The sequence below is a fragment of the Sphingopyxis sp. NJF-3 genome, assembly GCF_053514865.1.
Map to the genome: position 1 here is coordinate 2020449 of NZ_CM130726.1, position 16677 is coordinate 2037125.

General features: G+C 63.5%; 18 protein-coding genes, 1 tRNA gene and 1 pseudogene. 9 read left to right on the top strand and 11 right to left on the bottom strand.

The window, feature by feature from the left end:
- The first annotated feature begins 316 nt into the window (after window positions 1-316).
- The 5 genes from ACOTSS_RS09955 to ACOTSS_RS09975 all read left to right on the top strand — a co-directional run bounded on the left by ACOTSS_RS09955 (window position 317) and on the right by ACOTSS_RS09975 (window position 4541).
- Window positions 317-592 carry a hypothetical protein gene (locus ACOTSS_RS09955; protein WP_448688027.1) on the top strand — a complete coding sequence of 92 codons (276 nt, stop codon included), beginning with the start codon at window positions 317-319 and terminating at the stop codon, window positions 590-592.
- 1 nt (window position 593) lies between these two features.
- Entirely contained in the window at window positions 594-728 is a 135-nt protein-coding gene (locus ACOTSS_RS09960; RefSeq protein ID WP_448688028.1) for a hypothetical protein, read from the top strand.
- A gap of 141 nt (window positions 729-869) precedes the next feature.
- Complete coding sequence (locus tag ACOTSS_RS09965; RefSeq protein WP_448688029.1) at window positions 870-3053, top strand: glycosyltransferase family 4 protein; 2184 nt, start codon at window positions 870-872, stop codon at window positions 3051-3053.
- Window positions 3046-4347: a glycoside hydrolase family 130 protein gene (locus ACOTSS_RS09970; protein ID WP_448688030.1), complete on the top strand. Its 1302-nt coding sequence runs from the start codon at window positions 3046-3048 to the stop codon at window positions 4345-4347. The genes ACOTSS_RS09965 and ACOTSS_RS09970 overlap by 8 nt, the downstream gene beginning before the upstream one ends.
- 11 nt (window positions 4348-4358) lie before the next feature.
- Entirely contained in the window at window positions 4359-4541 is a 183-nt protein-coding gene (locus ACOTSS_RS09975) for a hypothetical protein (RefSeq protein WP_448688031.1), read from the top strand.
- Window positions 4542-4663: 122 nt separating this feature from the next.
- Here the strand turns inward: ACOTSS_RS09975 and ACOTSS_RS09980 are convergent, their stop codons facing one another.
- From ACOTSS_RS09980 to ACOTSS_RS10000, 5 genes are all read right to left on the bottom strand, one after another.
- A complete protein-coding gene (locus tag ACOTSS_RS09980) occupies window positions 4664-4840 on the bottom strand; it encodes a hypothetical protein (RefSeq protein WP_156482939.1) in 177 nt (58 codons plus the stop codon).
- Between the two features lie 126 nt (window positions 4841-4966).
- Window positions 4967-5119, bottom strand: coding sequence for a hypothetical protein (locus ACOTSS_RS09985; RefSeq protein WP_156482940.1), 153 nt, complete (start codon window positions 5117-5119; stop codon window positions 4967-4969).
- Window positions 5120-5561: 442 nt separating this feature from the next.
- Window positions 5562-7388 carry a YbaL family putative K(+) efflux transporter gene (gene ybaL / locus ACOTSS_RS09990; RefSeq protein ID WP_448688032.1) on the bottom strand — a complete coding sequence of 609 codons (1827 nt, stop codon included), beginning with the start codon at window positions 7386-7388 and terminating at the stop codon, window positions 5562-5564.
- Between the two features lie 196 nt (window positions 7389-7584).
- A complete protein-coding gene (locus ACOTSS_RS09995) occupies window positions 7585-8817 on the bottom strand; it encodes an NAD(P)/FAD-dependent oxidoreductase (protein ID WP_448688033.1) in 1233 nt (410 codons plus the stop codon).
- A gap of 12 nt (window positions 8818-8829) precedes the next feature.
- Entirely contained in the window at window positions 8830-10869 is a 2040-nt protein-coding gene (locus tag ACOTSS_RS10000; protein WP_448691323.1) for a catalase, read from the bottom strand.
- On the opposite strand from ACOTSS_RS10000, the gene ACOTSS_RS10005 reads away from it, so the two are divergent.
- Window positions 10804-10956 (top strand): hypothetical protein, encoded by a 153-nt coding sequence (locus ACOTSS_RS10005; protein ID WP_448691384.1) that lies wholly within the window; start codon window positions 10804-10806, stop codon window positions 10954-10956. The genes ACOTSS_RS10000 and ACOTSS_RS10005 overlap by 66 nt on opposite strands.
- Before the next feature lie 136 nt (window positions 10957-11092).
- Here the strand turns inward: ACOTSS_RS10005 and ACOTSS_RS10010 are convergent, their stop codons facing one another.
- From ACOTSS_RS10010 to ACOTSS_RS10025, 4 genes are all read right to left on the bottom strand, one after another.
- Window positions 11093-11317: a hypothetical protein gene (locus ACOTSS_RS10010; protein ID WP_067105493.1), complete on the bottom strand. Its 225-nt coding sequence runs from the start codon at window positions 11315-11317 to the stop codon at window positions 11093-11095.
- A complete protein-coding gene (locus tag ACOTSS_RS10015) occupies window positions 11314-11601 on the bottom strand; it encodes a hypothetical protein (RefSeq protein WP_067184137.1) in 288 nt (95 codons plus the stop codon). Before ACOTSS_RS10015 ends, ACOTSS_RS10010 begins: the two co-directional genes overlap by 4 nt.
- Before the next feature lie 435 nt (window positions 11602-12036).
- Window positions 12037-12258 carry a helix-turn-helix domain-containing protein gene (locus ACOTSS_RS10020; RefSeq protein WP_448688034.1) on the bottom strand — a complete coding sequence of 74 codons (222 nt, stop codon included), beginning with the start codon at window positions 12256-12258 and terminating at the stop codon, window positions 12037-12039.
- Window positions 12255-12314 carry a hypothetical protein gene (locus ACOTSS_RS10025; protein WP_448691324.1) on the bottom strand — a complete coding sequence of 20 codons (60 nt, stop codon included), beginning with the start codon at window positions 12312-12314 and terminating at the stop codon, window positions 12255-12257. Before ACOTSS_RS10025 ends, ACOTSS_RS10020 begins: the two co-directional genes overlap by 4 nt.
- A 145-nt stretch (window positions 12315-12459) precedes the next feature.
- Between ACOTSS_RS10025 and ACOTSS_RS10030 the strand changes: the two are divergent.
- Window positions 12460-12780, top strand: a pseudogene (locus ACOTSS_RS10030) (ATP-binding protein); the annotation flags it as partial.
- Between the two features lie 169 nt (window positions 12781-12949).
- Window positions 12950-13987 (top strand): hypothetical protein, encoded by a 1038-nt coding sequence (locus ACOTSS_RS10035; protein WP_448688035.1) that lies wholly within the window; start codon window positions 12950-12952, stop codon window positions 13985-13987.
- Here ACOTSS_RS10035 and ACOTSS_RS10040 read toward each other — a convergent pair.
- Both ACOTSS_RS10040 and ACOTSS_RS10045 read right to left on the bottom strand, forming a co-directional pair.
- Window positions 13984-15213: a tyrosine-type recombinase/integrase gene (locus ACOTSS_RS10040; protein ID WP_448691325.1), complete on the bottom strand. Its 1230-nt coding sequence runs from the start codon at window positions 15211-15213 to the stop codon at window positions 13984-13986. The genes ACOTSS_RS10035 and ACOTSS_RS10040 overlap by 4 nt on opposite strands.
- Window positions 15214-15372: 159 nt before the next feature.
- Window positions 15373-15446: transfer RNA gene (locus tag ACOTSS_RS10045), tRNA-Gly, on the bottom strand.
- Window positions 15447-15615: 169 nt separating this feature from the next.
- On the opposite strand from ACOTSS_RS10045, the gene dinB reads away from it, so the two are divergent.
- Window positions 15616-16668, top strand: a complete 1053-nt coding sequence (gene dinB / locus ACOTSS_RS10050; protein WP_448691326.1) for a DNA polymerase IV — start codon at window positions 15616-15618, stop codon at window positions 16666-16668.
- The last annotated feature ends 9 nt before the right edge of the window (window positions 16669-16677 follow it).

The following is a 16677-nucleotide window of genomic DNA, read 5'->3' on the forward strand; positions in this document are numbered from 1 at the left end:
AATTGATCGCGCGCGGCGCAACGCTGCGGAAACGACAAGCCAATAGCGAACGGGCTCGATACGAATGCGGTCGATTGCCCCCGGCGAGGCGTGCGGCCGACTGCGTTCGCAACCGCGCGCAAATCCTCCAAAATCAACAGATCATAGTCATTGCCGTCAGGTTGGTGTCGCTCTGCCCGGGAAGTGTTGGCCGCAATGATAAACATATAGGCATTCGAATTGCCCCGAATTCGTGGGGTGGTTTGCGCGATCCGTGGTATAAGGCCCTCATCACCTGAATTTTGAACAAGCTCCATGTGACAGAGGGACAAAAATTGTGCTCTCGCTTGATGCAGGAGCACGCACCATGTGCCTCAATCAGCTACTCGAAGACGAACAGATCGCGCTGATGCGCTATTCCGCCGCGACCAAACCCTCGGAGATCATGCGATATCGGCGCAAGATCGAAAGCCTCGGTCAGTGCTTCAAATCCTTCCCCTACCGTCACCGTCCCTATCTTTCTCCGAATGTCCGGAGCGGAGCGATCGCTTCGGCCCGCCCGCGGCGTTCGGACGAACTCTCGTATCGGATGATCGAACGGAAGGACGTCTGACATGGCAAAATCGCAAAAGCGCAGCAATCGCGAGATCCGCAAGCCCAAGGCAGCAAAACCCAAAGCACTCACTGCCCTTGCCGCCCAAGAGGCGTCTGCGGTGGAAATGACCGCCAAGCCGAAAGGCAAGCACTGAGATGGCCTGCACACGCCGGCGCTGCGGATCGCGTTCGTCGGCAATGCCCTCCCGCGCCGCTGCGGTATAGCCACCTTCACGACCGACCTCGAACTCGCGGTCGGTGCGCTCGGCGAGGTTGCGGATACGGCCATTGTCGCGATGATCGAGCCGGGCGGCGACCACGAATTTCCGCCACCCGTCCGCAAGACGATCCGCCAGGATCAGGCGGCCGACTATCGCGCCGCCGCCGATTTCATCAATCGCGAGGCGTTCGATCTCGTCTGCCTCCAGCATGAGTTCGGCATCTTCGGCGGCGAGGCAGGCGCGCTGATTCTCGGCCTCGTAGCGAGGCTCGATGCGCCGCTCGTCACCACCTTGCACACGGTTCTCGATCGGCCGACCACGGCGCAGCGCCGCGTCATGAAGGATATCGTTACCGCATCGGCGCGGGTGGTTGTCATGGCCGACAAGGCCCGCGACATGCTGATCGATGTCTACGGCGCCGATCCGGGGAAGATTGACATCATCGCGCACGGCATTCCCGATGTTCCGCTCGCCTCGACGCGCGCCGCCAAGGAGCGGTTGGGGTTTACCGATCGCAAGGTGATTCTGACATTCGGGCTGATGAGCCCGAACAAGGGCATCGAGACGATAATCGAGGCCATGCCCGAAATCGTCCGGCGCACCCCCGAAGTCCTCTATGTCGTGATGGGCGCGACCCACCCCGCCTTGCAGGCCCGTGAGGGCGAGCGTTATCGCGACACGCTGACGGCGCGGGTACGCGAGCTTGGCCTCGATGACCATATCGCGTTCATCAACCGTTTCGTCGACCGCCCCGAACTGCTCGACCATATCGCGATGTGCGATGTCTATACGACGCCCTATCTGTCGGCGGCGCAAATGACGTCGGGAACGCTCGCCTATTCGCATGGTCTGGGGCGTCCGGTCGTTTCCACGCCCTATTGGCACGCCGCCGAGTTGCTCGCCGACGGGTCGGGCGTCCTGATCCCGTTCGACAATCCGGCGGGCTTCGGCCCGGCGATTTCCGATCTGCTGGGCAACGACACCGAACGCCTGGCGATGGGGCGCAAGGCCTATGCGGCGAGCCGCCCCATGATCTGGGCCAATTCGGCGCGGCGCTATGCCGCGAGTTTTCGCAAGGCTTGCCGTGAACGCAGGCTCGCGTCCGGCGGCCGGGCGGGGATGCCCGAACCCGGCCCAGTCCGCCTGCGGACGAACGTCCAACCCGGCCTCCCACCGATGTCGCTCGACCATCTCGCCGCGATGTCCGACGACACGGGAATATTCCAGCATGCCGTTCACGCAATCGCCGACCGCAGTCATGGATATTGCATCGACGACAACGCACGAGCGCTGCTCCTGTGCTGCGGTCTCGCCGGCGGCCCCGATGCGGCGCTGGCGCGTCGGCTGTCATCCACATTCGCGGCCTTCATCCAGCACGGCTGGAATCCGGACAATCGGCGTTTTCGCAATTTCATGGGCTTCGACCGGCGATGGCTCGAAGATGCCGGCTCGGAGGACAGCCACGGGCGGACGCTCTGGGCGCTGGGCGCCTATAGTGCGCGTGCTTGCTCCCTTGGCCATGCGCGCTGGGCAAAAGAGCTGTTCAGCGAGGCGCTGGCCGACGTCGAGGCCTTCACCTCACCGCGGTCCTGGGCGTTCACCTTGCTCGGCCTCGCGTCCTATTGCGCGGTTTATGCCGAAGATTATGCCGCCGCGCGCCTGCGCGCCGAGCTCGCGGGTCGCCTCGAAAGGCTGCTGAGCGAACAGGAAGGTTCCGAATGGACATGGTTCGAGAATGGCCTCAGCTATGACAACGCCCGGCTACCGCAGGCGCTGATCGTCACGGGCGCCGCAGCGCGCTCGGCGACCATGATCGAGGCAGGGCTGCGAAGTCTGCGCTGGCTGGTGACGATGCAGACGGCGCCCGGAGGACATTTCCGGCCCGTAGGCTCGCATGGCTTCCTGATGGCCTCGCGCAATAGTCCCGAACCGTTCGATCAACAGCCGCTGGAGGCCTGCGCGACGATCGCGGCCTGTATCGCGGCGAAAGGCGTCGATCCGGACTCTTCGTGGCGTGCGGAAGCCGAGCGCGCCTTCGCATGGTTTCTTGGCGCGAACGAGCTCGGCATCAAGCTGGCCGACCTCGCGACGGGCAGTTGCCGCGACGGCCTCCACCCGGACCGCGCGAACGAGAACCGGGGCGCGGAATCGGTGCTGTCCTTCCTGCTCGCGCTGGCCGACATGCAGCGCCTGCGAGCGGCGAACCGGCGGGCGCCGTCACAGCCGAGCCCATCCACACACGAAGCCACCAATGCCTGACGGGGCTCCGCCATCCGCGCCCTTCTTCAACCGGCAGGCGCTTCACTTGCGGCCCGACCCGTCGCGCGTCGTCGTCCGCCCGTTCCGGCCGGCGGTCGAACCCCGAGACCTGAATCCCGTCGACAAGACCCGCGCCAATCACATCGTCGACCGCGTCCTCGCGATGACCCCGGACGAGACCGACGCGCTGCTTGCCGAAACGCTGCGCAACTTCGACGACCGGCACCGCAACCTCCCCGCAATCTTCGAACGGCGCGCCGCGGAAATGGAGGATGCGTTTGCCGCTCACGCGAGTTTCTCGCAGGCGCAGCGTCAGCTCGTCGGCGCCTACTTCCTTCATGAGTACAGCTTCGAAGCGGCGGCGCTGTTCAATCCGAGCATCGTGCCGCACCCCGACCAGTCGGGCGTCGCCGCAGGATGCCGCCGCTTCATTCTCAGCCTGCGCGCCGTCGGCGAAGGCCACATCTCCTCCTTGACGTTCCGGTCGGGAATATTGGCCGCCGACGGAACCGTTACCATCGACCCGCCCGCGCGGCTCGCCGCGACGCCCGTCGTGACCGCCCGTGTCGGCGATCGTCTGGAACTCGGCTTCGATCCCGCCAGCGACATCGCCGAGCGGGTGATCTTCCCTGTCACCGAGATGCAGGCAAACGGGATCGAGGATGCCCGCTTCGTTGCCTTCCACGACGAAGGCCAGACCACCTATTATGCGACCTTCACCGCCTACAGTGGAAGCGGCATAAGGTCGGAGCTGCTCGAAACCCGGGACTTCGTGACATTCCATCTGGCACCGCTCAAGGGCGCCGCGGCGCACAACAAGGGAATGGCGCTTTTTCCGCGAAAGATCGGCGGGCGCTATGCGATGATCGCGCGCCACGACAATGAGAGCCTGCATCTCATCCTGTCGGACGACCTCCACGAATGGGGCCTCGGCGAGGTGATCGTGAAACCCGAATATCCCTGGGAGTTCGTCCAGATCGGCAATTGCGGCTCGCCCATCGAACTCGACGAAGGCTGGCTGCTCTTCACCCATGGCGTCGGCCCGGTGCGCCATTATTCGATCGGCGCTGTTCTGCTCGACAAGGACGATCCCTCACGCGTGCTCGGACGCTCGCGCGTACCGCTCGTCCAGCCCGCGACCGCAGAGCGCCATGGCTATGTCCCGAACGTCGTCTACTCGTGCGGCGCGATCAAGGTCGGAGAGCGCATCCTGCTTCCCTATGCCATATCGGACGCCTTTTCGACCGTCGCCACGATCAGGATCACGACACTTCTCGACCAGCTCACGGATTGAAAGGCTTCGACATGGACAAGAACTCGTCCGGCAACGACCGGTCATGCAAATGCGGCGGTATCGACGCCGCCGAGCGTGAAACACTGGATCGATACGGCATTACCCGCGTGCCCGCCGCGACCTATCTCCTGGACGGTTATCGCTACACCAGCCTTGCCGATGTGGTCGCGCAGGCACGCCGTTTCCGCGTTTGATGCGAAAATCGGACGCTGCCAGCGGCCGAGCGTGACCGGAAGAGTGGGAGGACACGTCCCAAAACGAAACCGGACCACGTATCGACACGCAGCCCGGCCTGGGGACGATCGGTTAGCTCGGACTAGCTGCTCTGCTTGCCCGGCTTTTCCGCTTCTCCACCCTGCTGAGGCCGCTTGTCGCGGTCCGGCTGGCCGGGCTGACGGCGGCCGCCGTCTTCCTGCTGGGGCTGGCGCTCGCCTTCCGACTTGCGGCCCGGCTGGCTGCCGGTCTGGTTCTGGTCGGGGTTGACCATGACCATTCTCCTCTCTTCAAATGCCCGGTAGTGGGCATGGAGAAGACGCGCGGGATAGGGCATTGTTCCTGTTTATCATGCCGGGTCGCTAATAGAGCGATTCCGTCCGGTCGAGCGGCAGAGCCGATCGTCTCAGCCCCGCCGTCCGCTCGCCTGCCATACCAAGCCGGGTAGTTTGACCATCTCGCAACCGCAAACGGTGCAATGGCTGACGAAGCGCCCCCGATCCCAGTGGCTCGCCTTGAAATCGACGAGGTGACGGCCGAAGAGATTGTGCAGTATCATGATCGCGTTCCTTTCGCTGGTTGTGCTCCGCCCTCATTGTCCCATTGCTCAAGGGCATGCTGGACAGAAGACGACGACACGACTTGAGGATGGGCTGTTTGCGGCGCCCCCGAGCAGGCGTCGTTTTCGCGCTCCCAGCTTTCGATTGCGCGCTCGAGGTCGTGTCGCCGGCGCCGCGACTGGTGAAACGCGTTTCCCATCGTTTGCGGAACATGTTCCAGCCCGTGATGGAGAAGCCGGTTCCACAACCGAATGATCCGGCCGAAAGATCGCGAGGGTTCGTGGATGGAAATCATCGAATAGACTCCCGCTGGGCAAGCGGGAGCTCGAGGTCTCTCAGTCACGGGAAGCTTGCGATCGAAATCGGGTGATGACGCATCCTATCACAGACGGACATGATGCGGGCATCAATTCGCCACGCAGAATGGGCCTGCGCACCGGATCAGCCTGCATCCTCGTCATCCCCCCGGCGCTGGCGCAGTTCTGGCGCTTCGCGAGGCGGTATGTCGGGCCGGCGCTCGAACGCGCCGCCTTCCCCGGATATGCGCTCCTTCTGAACGATGGCCGCTACGCGCTTCTTCGAAATGCCGAGGCTGCGCAGCGCATAGCCGGCGAGGCCGAACGACAGCTCGCGCGCGCCCATGATCGCGAGGCCGACGCCCTGACCTTCGAGATGGGCGACCTCGGCTTCGCTGTGGGTCCGGATCGCGGTGTCGATTTCGGGATTGAGCTCGCGCGCGATCTCGATGATGCGCCGTGTCTGAAAGCCCTCCGGCGTCGCGATCACGAGCAGCCGCGCCTGGGCGATATCCGCCGCCTCGAGAATACCCGGGGTCGATGCTTCGCCATAGATGGCCGTAATGCCGCGCTCGCGCAGCGCCTCGACGCGGCGTCGATCCTTGTCGACGACGATAACGGGAAGACCTTCGCTCTTGAGCATCCTACCGACCACGCGCCCGACCCGGCCGTAGCCGACAACGACCGCGTGATGGCGAAAGCTGCTGTGCTTCGCGTCGGGCAGACGGGAAAGGCTCTCATCGCCTCCCCGCTCCAGCAATGCCAACAGCCGCGGTCGTCGTCGCAGCCATCTCTCGAAGCCGTCGAAAGCGATGAAGACGAGCGGATTGAGCGTAATCGACAGCAGCGCGCCGGCGAGGACTAGGTCTCGCGCTTCCGCCTTGACCAACCCCAGGGTGACACCAAGGCCGATCAGGATGAAGGAGAACTCGCCGATCTGGGCGAGGCTCGCCGAGACAGTCAGTGCCGTCCGCGCCGGATAGCCGAAGGCCAGCACGATTCCGAATGCCGCGGCCGACTTGCCGATCAGAATGATCGCCAGCACCGCCAGAACAGCGAACGGTTCACGGACAAGGATACCCGGATCGAACAACATGCCGACCGAGACGAAGAACAGGACGGCAAAGGCATCCTGCAAAGGCAGCGAGTCCGCGGCCGCCTGATGACTGAAATCGCTTTCGCTGAGGATCACGCCAGCAAAGAAGGCGCCGAGCGCGAAAGACACGCCGAACAGGGCGGCCGAGCCGAAAGCGATACCGAGCGCGGTCGCGAGAACCGACAGAGTGAACAATTCGCGCGAGCCCGTTCGGGCGACACGTTCCAATATCCAGGGCGCGGCGCGCGTTCCGACGATCAGGACAAGCGCAAGGAACAGCGCAACCTTTCCGAGCGTGACAAGCAAGACGAGCGCGATATCGCCCGCGCCGCCCGAAGCCCCTTCCCCTCCCAGTGCGCGCCCTAACGCCGGCAGCAACACAAGGGCCAGCACCATGACGAGATCCTCGACGATCAGCCAACCCACGGCGATCCGGCCGTTGATCGAATCGAGCGTATTGCGCTGCTCGAGCGCGCGCAGCAGCACGACGGTCGACGCGACCGACAGGGCAAGACCGAAAACCAGGCCCGCCCCGGTGGTCCAGCCCCAGAGATGCGCCAGGCCCGCCCCGAGCAGAGTCGCAACCACGATCTGGACGAGCGCGCCGGGGATGGCGATCCTGCGGACAGCGACCAAATCCTTGATCGAGAAATGCAGCCCGACACCGAACATCAGCAGGATCACGCCGATCTCCGCGAGCTGGTTCGCCAGCGCAGCATCGCCGACGAAGCCGGGAGTGAAGGGGCCGACCGCCACGCCCGCGAGCAGATAGCCGACGAGCGGCGGCAGCTTCAGCCTACTGGCAATGAATCCGCCAATGAAAGCGAGGACCAGTCCCATAACGAGTATAGCGAGAAGGCTGGTGTCATGGGGCAATAGCGATCCTTTCGGAAAGAGCCGCCATGCCGGCGGCACTCGGTATGATGGAGCGCCGATGGGTAAAGCGGCCGCGCTATCGGTGGCGGTGAAGGATCGACCCTACACCAGCGACGGCGCCAAGACCATGCTGCTCATCGGAAGCAGGAAAAGATACTGACAGGTGCGATGGCGCGACTGCGTTGCGCGGACCCGCCTAGAATTTTCGATGGAAGCTGACGAGGTCCGCGTCGGGATCGCCATAGCCGCAGATCAACCCGCGCAGCATCTGCGCCGCCATCATCGAGAAGGTGATGCCGTTCCCGCCATAACCCATGGCTGCATAGCAGTTGGGCATGCGCGGGATGCGGCCGATCGTCGGGGTGCCGACAGGGCTGTCGCCGAAGCTGCCGGCCCAGCCATGGACCGGAGTCGCGTCGATTCCCGGCAGCAGCGCGGCGAGCTTGCGCGACAGGGTTCTGATCTTGCCGGGAAGCTTCGCGTCGCGTTCGCCCGCGTCCGCGATTTCCTCATCCTCGCCGCCGCATATGACCTCGCCGCGCGGGGTGGTGCGGATGTAGAGATAGGGGTCGGCGGCTTCCCAGATCATCGCGGCCGTCGGCCAGATGGCGCGGGGCTGAGGGCGGGTCGCGATCGACCAGCTCGATATGATCCTGTTTCCCTTGCGCGGGATGCCCTTCATCATCTCGTAGCCCGTCGCCATGACCACATGGCGCGCACGGATCTCGGGACCGCGCGCGCTGTGAAGCGTCACGCCGTCTTCGCGCGCGTCGATGTCGCAGATATCGACCGGCGAATAGAGCCGGGCGCCGCGCGCGATGGCGGTGTTCAGATAGCCAAGGGTCATCCGGCGCGGGTCGGCGGAATAATTGCCGAAACCGATCAGCGCATGGCGTCCCTTGATCCCGTAGCGCTCGAGCACCGCGGCGGGTTTGAGAAGCTCGACCTCAAAACCCGCGCGCCGGCGGGCGTCGGCCTCGTGGGCCAGGCCGTCGGCGTCGAGGACATTGCCGTCGAGATAGATGGAACCGCGCGTCGCGCCGTCGACGGCAAGGCCCAGTCGCTCGGTTCGCTCGCGCAGCGCATCGACCGCCTGGCGCGAGCGGCGCCAGATGCGCTCGGCCTTCTCGCGCCCGATCCGCTCCGCCATCAGCGAGAGCGGCGTGTCGAGTTCATATTGCAGCATCGCCGTCGACGCCGCGGTCGATCCTTCGGCGGGGCCGCGACGATCGACGATGACGGTCGTGAGCCCTGCTTCTGACAGCGCCTCCGCGATCAACGCGCCCGATACGCCGGCACCGACGACGATTGCATCGCACGCGATATCGCGCGTCAAAGGCCTTGACGAGATCGCCGGACGACGCCGCGCCGACCAGATCGACCGGCCGGTGCGGAGATCGCGGTGATGGGTCGCGGACGCGGCCGCCATCAACGTAGGCGATCAGGCAAGATCGCGCACCTTGGCTTCACGCGCCCAATGACGCCGCGTGCCGACATCGGCGAAGGCGTCGATCGCAACGACGCCGCCGTCCTTTTCGACGCCCGCCTTGTCGAGCAATATCTGGGTCGCGTCGTCATGCGCGATGGTCTTGCAATGGCCATAGGCGTCCATGAACCACTGCACCGCCGCACCCTGCACCGAAAGCGCCTTGGCCTGTTCTTCTGTCAGGATCGAGGCGACCGCGTCGAACAGCACCGAAGGCGATCCGGCGAGTTGGCCATCGGCCTTGAGCGTGCCGCCCTTGACCTTGATCCCGCCGACCTTGGGCGCGACCAGGAACGGGGTACCGCCGGTGCCTTCGATATCGGCTTTCAGCTTGTCGATCGCCATCTTGTCCGACCCTTCGGCAAAGAGGATCGCGACCTTGCGGCCTTCCATCGTGTCATCGGCATTCTTCTGAATCGACAGCGCGTCGGAGGGTTTGAGATCGACCGGGGCGCGCGCAGCCCTTTTCTTGGGCGGCAGGTCGATCGCGAGGCCCGCGGCAATGCGCTTCGCCAGATCCTCGTCGATGTTGCGAAGCTGGCCGACGACGCGCGCGCGGACATGATCGAGCGTGACCTTCGACAGTTCGAAGACCAGCGCCGAGGCGATATGCGCCTGCTCATTCGCGGTCTGCGACAGGTAGAAGAGCCGCGCCTGGCTGAAATGATCCGCGAATAGCTCGGCACGGATACGGAGCTTTTGCGCGGGATCGTTGCGCTCGTCGTTGGCGCTGAAGGTCGTGAAGCCCGCCTCCGCACTCTCCCGCGGACCGCCATTCTCACCCGCTTCGGCGAGGCTGTTGGGTTCGTAATTGGCGCGCCCGGTCGGCACGAGCGTCTGCATCATCCCGTCGCGCTGGAAATTGTGGAAGGGGCATTTGGGCGCATTGATAGGAATCTGGTGGAAATTGGTCGTTCCTAGCCGCGACTTCTGCGTGTCGAGATAGGAGAAGAGCCGGCCCTGCAGCAGCGGGTCGTTGCTGAAATCGATGCCGGGGATGATATTCGACGGCAGGAAGGCGGCTTGCTCGGTTTCGGCGAAGAAATTGTCGACGTTGCGGTTGAGCGTCATGCGGCCGACGATCTCGACTGGGATATCCTCCTCGGGGATCAGCTTGGTGGCGTCGAGCACGTCATAGGGCTGCTTTGCCGCGAACGCCTCGTCGAAGACCTGCACGCCGAGATCCCACGCCGGGAAGTCGCCGGCATCGATCGCCTCGAACAGGTCGCGGCGCAGGAAATCAGGATCGGCACCGGCGATCTTGACCGCCTCGTCCCATGTCGTCGACTGGATGCCGAGCACGGGCTTCCAGTGGAATTTGACGAATTTGCCCGCACCCTCATCGTTGACGAAGCGGAAGGTATGAACGCCGAAGCCTTCGATCATGCGGAAGCTGCGCGGGATCGCGCGGTCGGACATCGCCCACATGATCATGTGCATCGCCTCTGGCACCAGGCCGATGAAGTCCCAGAAAGTGTCGTGTGCGCTCGCCGCCTGCGGATACCCGCGGTCGGCCTCCATCTTCACGCTGTGGACGAGATCGGGGAATTTCATCGCATCCTGGATGAAGAAGACCGGGATATTGTTGCCGACCAGATCCCAATTACCGGTTTCGGTGTAGAGCTTGACCGCAAAGCCGCGCACGTCACGCGGCGTGTCGACCGATCCGGCGCCGCCGGCGACGGTCGAGAAGCGAACGAAGACCGGACAACTCGCCCCTTCCTTCTGGAAGATCGACGCCTTGGTCAGTTCGGGAATCGCCCTGGTGCATTCGAACACGCCGTGCGCGCCCGACCCGCGCGCATGGACGATGCGTTCGGGAATGCGCTCATGGTCGAAATGGAAGATTTTCTCGCGGAGGACGAAATCCTCGAGCAAGGTCGGCCCGCGTGCGCCGGCGCGAAGCGAATTCTGATTGTCGGAGATACGGTGACCGAAATTATCGGTGAGATAAGCCGCCGCATCGGCGACTCCATCTCCGACTTGCTGATGCAGTTCATCGCCATCGCCTCTGCTGTCAATCGGCGCCGGCTGGCCCTCTCCCGGTTGGTGGTCACGAAGTGCATGGTCTGCGGCGGGTGACGGCACGGGCTTCTTCGCCATGATCGGATCCTTCGGTCAGCGGGGATAAGGTCTCAACCCGCGGCTTCCCCCTAAGTTTCGTCGCGCCCGCTTTCTTCTGATCGAGCTAGGCCGCCTCCGGCGCCATTGCATGCCATCAACCGGTCGGGGATGGCCTATAGAAGCGGAATCGATCGACCGCGCCTTCGATCAGGTGGCCAGCGAGTCTGAGGCGGATTTCGTCGGCGCCGCTACTGGTCGTGCAGACCAAGCGCGTGCCGCCTGACGGCAACCGCTCGATCGCACTGATAGCCACTCCCGACGCACGGCAGATTTCCCTGACATCGGCCTCAGGCAACGCGAGGTTGATCGCGCGGCTCACGTCGATTCCGGCACGGAAGCACCAGAGCGGATGATCTCCGCGACCTGCACATAGCCCTCCGGGCTGGCGGTTGCGATGGCGAGCGGCCTTCCGCCAAGCACGACATTTTCTCCATTGAGAAAGGCGATGGCAGGGTCGCGTCCGCCCATCACCAGATAGGCAAGCTGGCTGATGTCACCCTGACGCCGGGCATGATCGAGGGAGAGCGGACTTCGATATTTGTGGAAATGGCGCACGGGGCGAGACGATGCGACGGTTCTTTCGGCGGTGTCGGGGCGATTCATTGCGTGGCTCCTCTGCGTAAGCGGGAGCACAGGCTCTCAGCCGCGGCGGCTTACAAAAAGGAGGGCCGCGATAGATGCTATATGGGTTTGTACACACGGATTGTAAGGACAAAAATCCAAGGGCCGCGGTCCGCGACATTTCGCCCCTAGCCGTGCCTGTCCTTCGTCGAAGCATGGAGCCGCATCATTATGATGAATATTATTTCCGATCGGCCGAGACATACCCTCGCTGATACCCTCACGCGACTATAACGAAAAATGGGAATCGAATAGAAGGTCGAACTTCGCGAAAATGGGAATCGAAAAAAGTTCGGTGGCGGGCTTGCCGGTCCATTATCCTGCATCTGACGAAAAACGGAGAATTGCAGGGTAAATTGCCTATAGACAGGCGCAAGGGATTTTGCCGACCATCCCCTGCAGCTCGCTCGCGGCGCCCTAGCTTTTCTCGAACAGGCGCTTGAGGCTGGCGTATCGGATGAAGGTTGATCGACCGACTTTTACAGTTTCTAGCTCTCCGGCCTTGATGAGTTCGTAGAGCGTCGACCGTCCAATGCCAGTGAGTTTAACCGCGGCGGATATGCGGACGCTGATCGGTTCGATATGGGGGCGGTCCTCGGACGCAACTTGCGGCCCTTGCCCGCTCTGCATCCTGCTCATGGCTTCCGCCTCCCTCGGTGAAAGCGGCGATCGGTTTCGATGAAAGCCGTAAGCATTGCAGGAATTGAGGATCAGCGTGCAATAGGCACCCCCTTCGTGGGGTGATCGGCGTGCAAAAAGGACCCCTTCATCCCGGGGATTTAGTCGGCCGACTGGTTTTGATCAGTTGGCGAGAACGGGATGTTGATCGTGGAGACAGTGGTGGTGACACGCCTCGAAGAGGAGACCCGGATCGGCAAAGGCGGGACCCTGGCGGCGCAGCTGTCGCGGCTCGACCTGATCGTGCTCGACGAGCTCGGTTATCTGCCGTTCGCCCGCTCCGGAGGGCAGTTGCTGTTCCACCTCATCAGCAAGCTTTATGAGCGCACCAGCGTCATCATCACCACCAACCTCGCCTTTGGCGAGTGGCCTACCGTCTTCGGTGACCCCAAGATGACCACGGCGCTGCTCGACCGCGTCACCCACCACTGCGATATCATCGAGACGGGCAACGACAGCTGGCGCTTCAAAAACCGCAGCTGACCGCCATCTTCGGCCCCTTCAAAAATCTATCTTGCGCTGCGCGCGCCTCCGGTCGGGCTACGCCCGCCCTCCGCCGCACGCAGCGCAAGGCGACCCTCAACTAACCAGCATCATATCCGAAAAGGGGGTCCCTCTTCGACGCCGATAGGGGGTCCCTTTTGCGCGCCGATTGACACGCGAGGACATTCCGCGCCCGCCTCCGGGCTATTGGAGCAAGCTCGCGGTCGGCAAGCGCGCCGGGGCCAGGCCGCCGCTTCCAACCGGGGAGCGAGGCGCGGACGCCCTCGTTATTCGTGCATCTGACCTGTCAGGACAGCCCCTCACGTCGACGTCGCAAGTCGAGCAGCTAAAGGCTGAACTGCCCGCCATTCGGATTTCCGAACGGCTGATTCAGCCTCATCCGATCGTTGCCGAGCGGATCGCCGCCCGCAAAAAGGAAATTCGCGCCCGCGCAGAATATTATGATCGCGGCTCGCGCGAGTGGAAGAAGGTCGCGCCTTTCGATCGTGCCGATCGCCGGCTTCTTTGTGTCCTCAACGCCATTTGTCAGACGCTCGACGCTCACGGGATCGCCGTGGGACACAATGGGCGCGGCCAACTGACGGCGCGTTCGGGCCTTGATGCGATCATGTTTCAGCTTCGCTATCGCATGAAGTGGGTTAAGATACCGACCGGCCCGAACGAATGGCAGGCGCCTCCAGCCCCGATGCTCCACAATCTGGAATCGACCGGCGATCTGATATTCGAGGTGACGAGCTGGACGCCCGCGGGCTTCCGTCGCAAGTGGCGCGAAGGTCCAACCTATCGGCTCGAACAACTTGCGAGCGACATTGTAGCAACGATAATCACCGCGCTTCCGGCCATCGCCGCCGAGCGTGAAGCAAGGGAGGAACGCGCGCGCCTCTATGAAATGCGGGCGCAGCAGCAGCGAGACCAAGAGGCGCAGCGCCGCCTAGACAGAAATCGCTTTCGGCGGCTTGCCGAACATGCCGAAGCATGGCGCACAACCTCGCTCGTGCGCCGCTTCGTCGCGGCCATGCGAAAAACCGATCTCGACATGGAAACAGTGATCGACGGCATGACCATCGCGCAATGGCTCAAATGGGCGGACATGGCGGCCGATCGTCACGACCCACTATCCCGCTCTTTAGGCGTAATCGAATCCGTCGCAGACGTGCATCGTTGGACCTATCCGATTGACGGTTAGCCCCAACGCCTTGCACCCGCGGCCAGCTTCACCGGCTCGAAGTTATCCCGCAAGCGGTCCAGTTCGTCCGACCAATATTGCATCATCTGAACGCGCTCGTCCCAGTATTCGCCTCTCGCATAGGCGCGCCGCACCGCGTTGCCTTCGGCGTGGGCGAGCTGCCGTTCGATCGCATCGGGGTTCCAGCGGCCCATTTCATTGAGCAAGGTGCTAGCCATTGCGCGGAAGCCATGCCCGGTCATTTCGTCCTTCGCGTAGCCCAGCCGACGCAGCGCGCCGTTGATGGTGTTTTCGGACATGGGGCGGCTGGCCGAGCGCAGCGACGGGAAAAGGAACCGGCTCAAGCTGGCGTCATGTTCGAGCATCGCGATGATTTCCAAAGCCTGCCGGGACAGCGGAATCTTGTGGACCCGGCGCATTTTCATCTTGCTCTCGGGGATCGTCCAAACCCCGTTGTCGAGGTCAAACTCCTTCCATTCGGCATAGCGCAGTTCACCGGGGCGGACGAAAACATGGGGCAAGAGGCGCAGCGCGGTCAAAGTGGACGGATGGCCTTCGTAGCCCTCGATCGCGCGCAGCAGCGCGCCGACCTCCGTTGGCGTGGTGATCGCGGCGCGATGCGTAACCTTCGGCGTAATCAATGCGCCGCGCAGATCGGCGGCAACATCATGTTCCGCCCGAACCGTGGCAATCGCATAGCGGAAAACCTGACCGCATATGCTTCTCAGGCGATGAGCGGTCTCATGCTTTCCCTTCGTTTCAAATCTGCGGAGCAGGGTCAGCAATTCAAACGGCTTGATTTCCGCTATCGGCCGATGCCCTATCGACTGATAGGAAAAGTCCAGCAGCCAGCGGTTCTTCTTGAGCGTGGCCGGCGCGAGACCTTCCTTCGCGACCTTGGCTAACCATTCCTCTGCGACCGCCCGGAACGTGTTTGCAGCCGCTACGCTCGCAGCCGCCTTATCCAGCCTAGCCTGTTCGGCTGGATCGCGCCCCGTGGCTAGCAACTGTCGAGCTTCGTCCCGCTTGGCTCTGGCTCCCGCGAGGCCAACATCGGGCCAAGCGCCAAAGGCCAGCGTCTTCTGTTTTCCAAGGAAGCGGTAGTTCATCCGCCAATATCGCTGCCCCGAAGGGGTCACGAGAAGATATAGCCCGCCCGAATCACCTACCTTGTATGGTTTATCGCGGCCCTTTGCCGCCTTGATCGCTACCGCCGTCAGCATGATGGTATCTCTCCATGACTGCTTCGGACATACCATCAAATATACCCCCAAATTGTCGGGGTGCGTCGAGATACGCCCGCATCAACAGGGACGGTTATAGCAGAAAAAATGGGGAAAATCAGCCGTTTTTTGGACGTTGCCGGACGTTCTCGGAAGGGCCTCTGGAGCGGGTAGCGGGAATCGAACCCGCCTAGCTAGCTTGGAAGGCTAGAGCATTACCACTATGCTATACCCGCATCTCCAAGGCTGGCGGCGATTGCCAGTTTGCGGCGCCAGCGTCAAGCGAAACGCCGCGCTGCGATTGAGAACATCGTGGCAACATGCTAGGCCGTACCGGTGAGCGAGACCGAAGCCAGCGACGATGAGGAGGCGGATGCTCCGGTCCGCAAGATCATCCATGTCGACATGGACGCCTTCTACGCCTCGGTCGAGCAGCGCGACGACCCGGCGCTGCGCGGCAAGCCCGTCGCGGTTGGCGGCTCGTCGCGGCGCGGCGTGGTCGCGGCGGCGTCCTATGAGGCGCGCAAGTTCGGCGTCCGCTCGGCAATGCCGAGCATCACCGCGAAGCGCCAGTGCCCCGACCTCATTTTCGTGCCGCCGCGCTTCGAGGTCTATCGCGACATCTCGCACCAGATCCGCGCGATCTTCCGCGACTATGCCGACGAGGTCGAGCCGCTGTCGCTCGACGAGGCCTATCTCGACGTCAGCCGCGACAAGGCGGAACTCGGCAGCGCCACCGCGACCGCGCGGCTGATCCGCCACCGCGTTCGCGAGGAGACGGGGCTGACCGCCTCGGCGGGCGTTTCCTACAACAAGTTCATCGCCAAGCTCGCGTCGGACCAGAACAAGCCCGACGGGCTTACCGTCATCCCGCCGGGCAAGGGCGCCGCCTTCGTCCAGACGCTCTCGATCCGCCGCTTCCACGGCATCGGCCCGGTGACCGCGGCGAAGATGGAGGGACTCGGAATCTTCTCGGGCGCCGATCTCGCCGCGAAGGACCTGGGCTGGCTCGCCGCGCATTTCGGCAACAGCGCCGAATGGCTCCACAATCTGGCGCGCGGGATCGACCATCGGCGGGTCCGGTCGAACCGGCCGCTCAAGTCGCTGGGCGGCGAGCGGACCTTCTTCAACGACCTGATCACCGACACCGAAATCCGCGAGGCGCTCGCGCATGTCTGCACCGTGGTGTGGGACCGCGCGGCAAAAAAAGGCGCGCGCGGGCGCACGGTGACGCTCAAGCTGCGCTACGCCGATTTCAGGACGATCACGCGGGCGAAGTCGGTACCGTTCGCGATCGGAGACGGCGCAGGGCTGCTCGCGGTGGGCGAAGCGATCCTCGCGCCGCTGCTACCGGTGGAACAGGGCATCCGGCTGCTGGGAGTGACGCTGAGCAAGTTCGAGGGCGAAGAGGATGAGGAGGAAGCGGCGGGGCCGGCCGATCTGCTGAGCTTGATCTAGTCTCGTCAT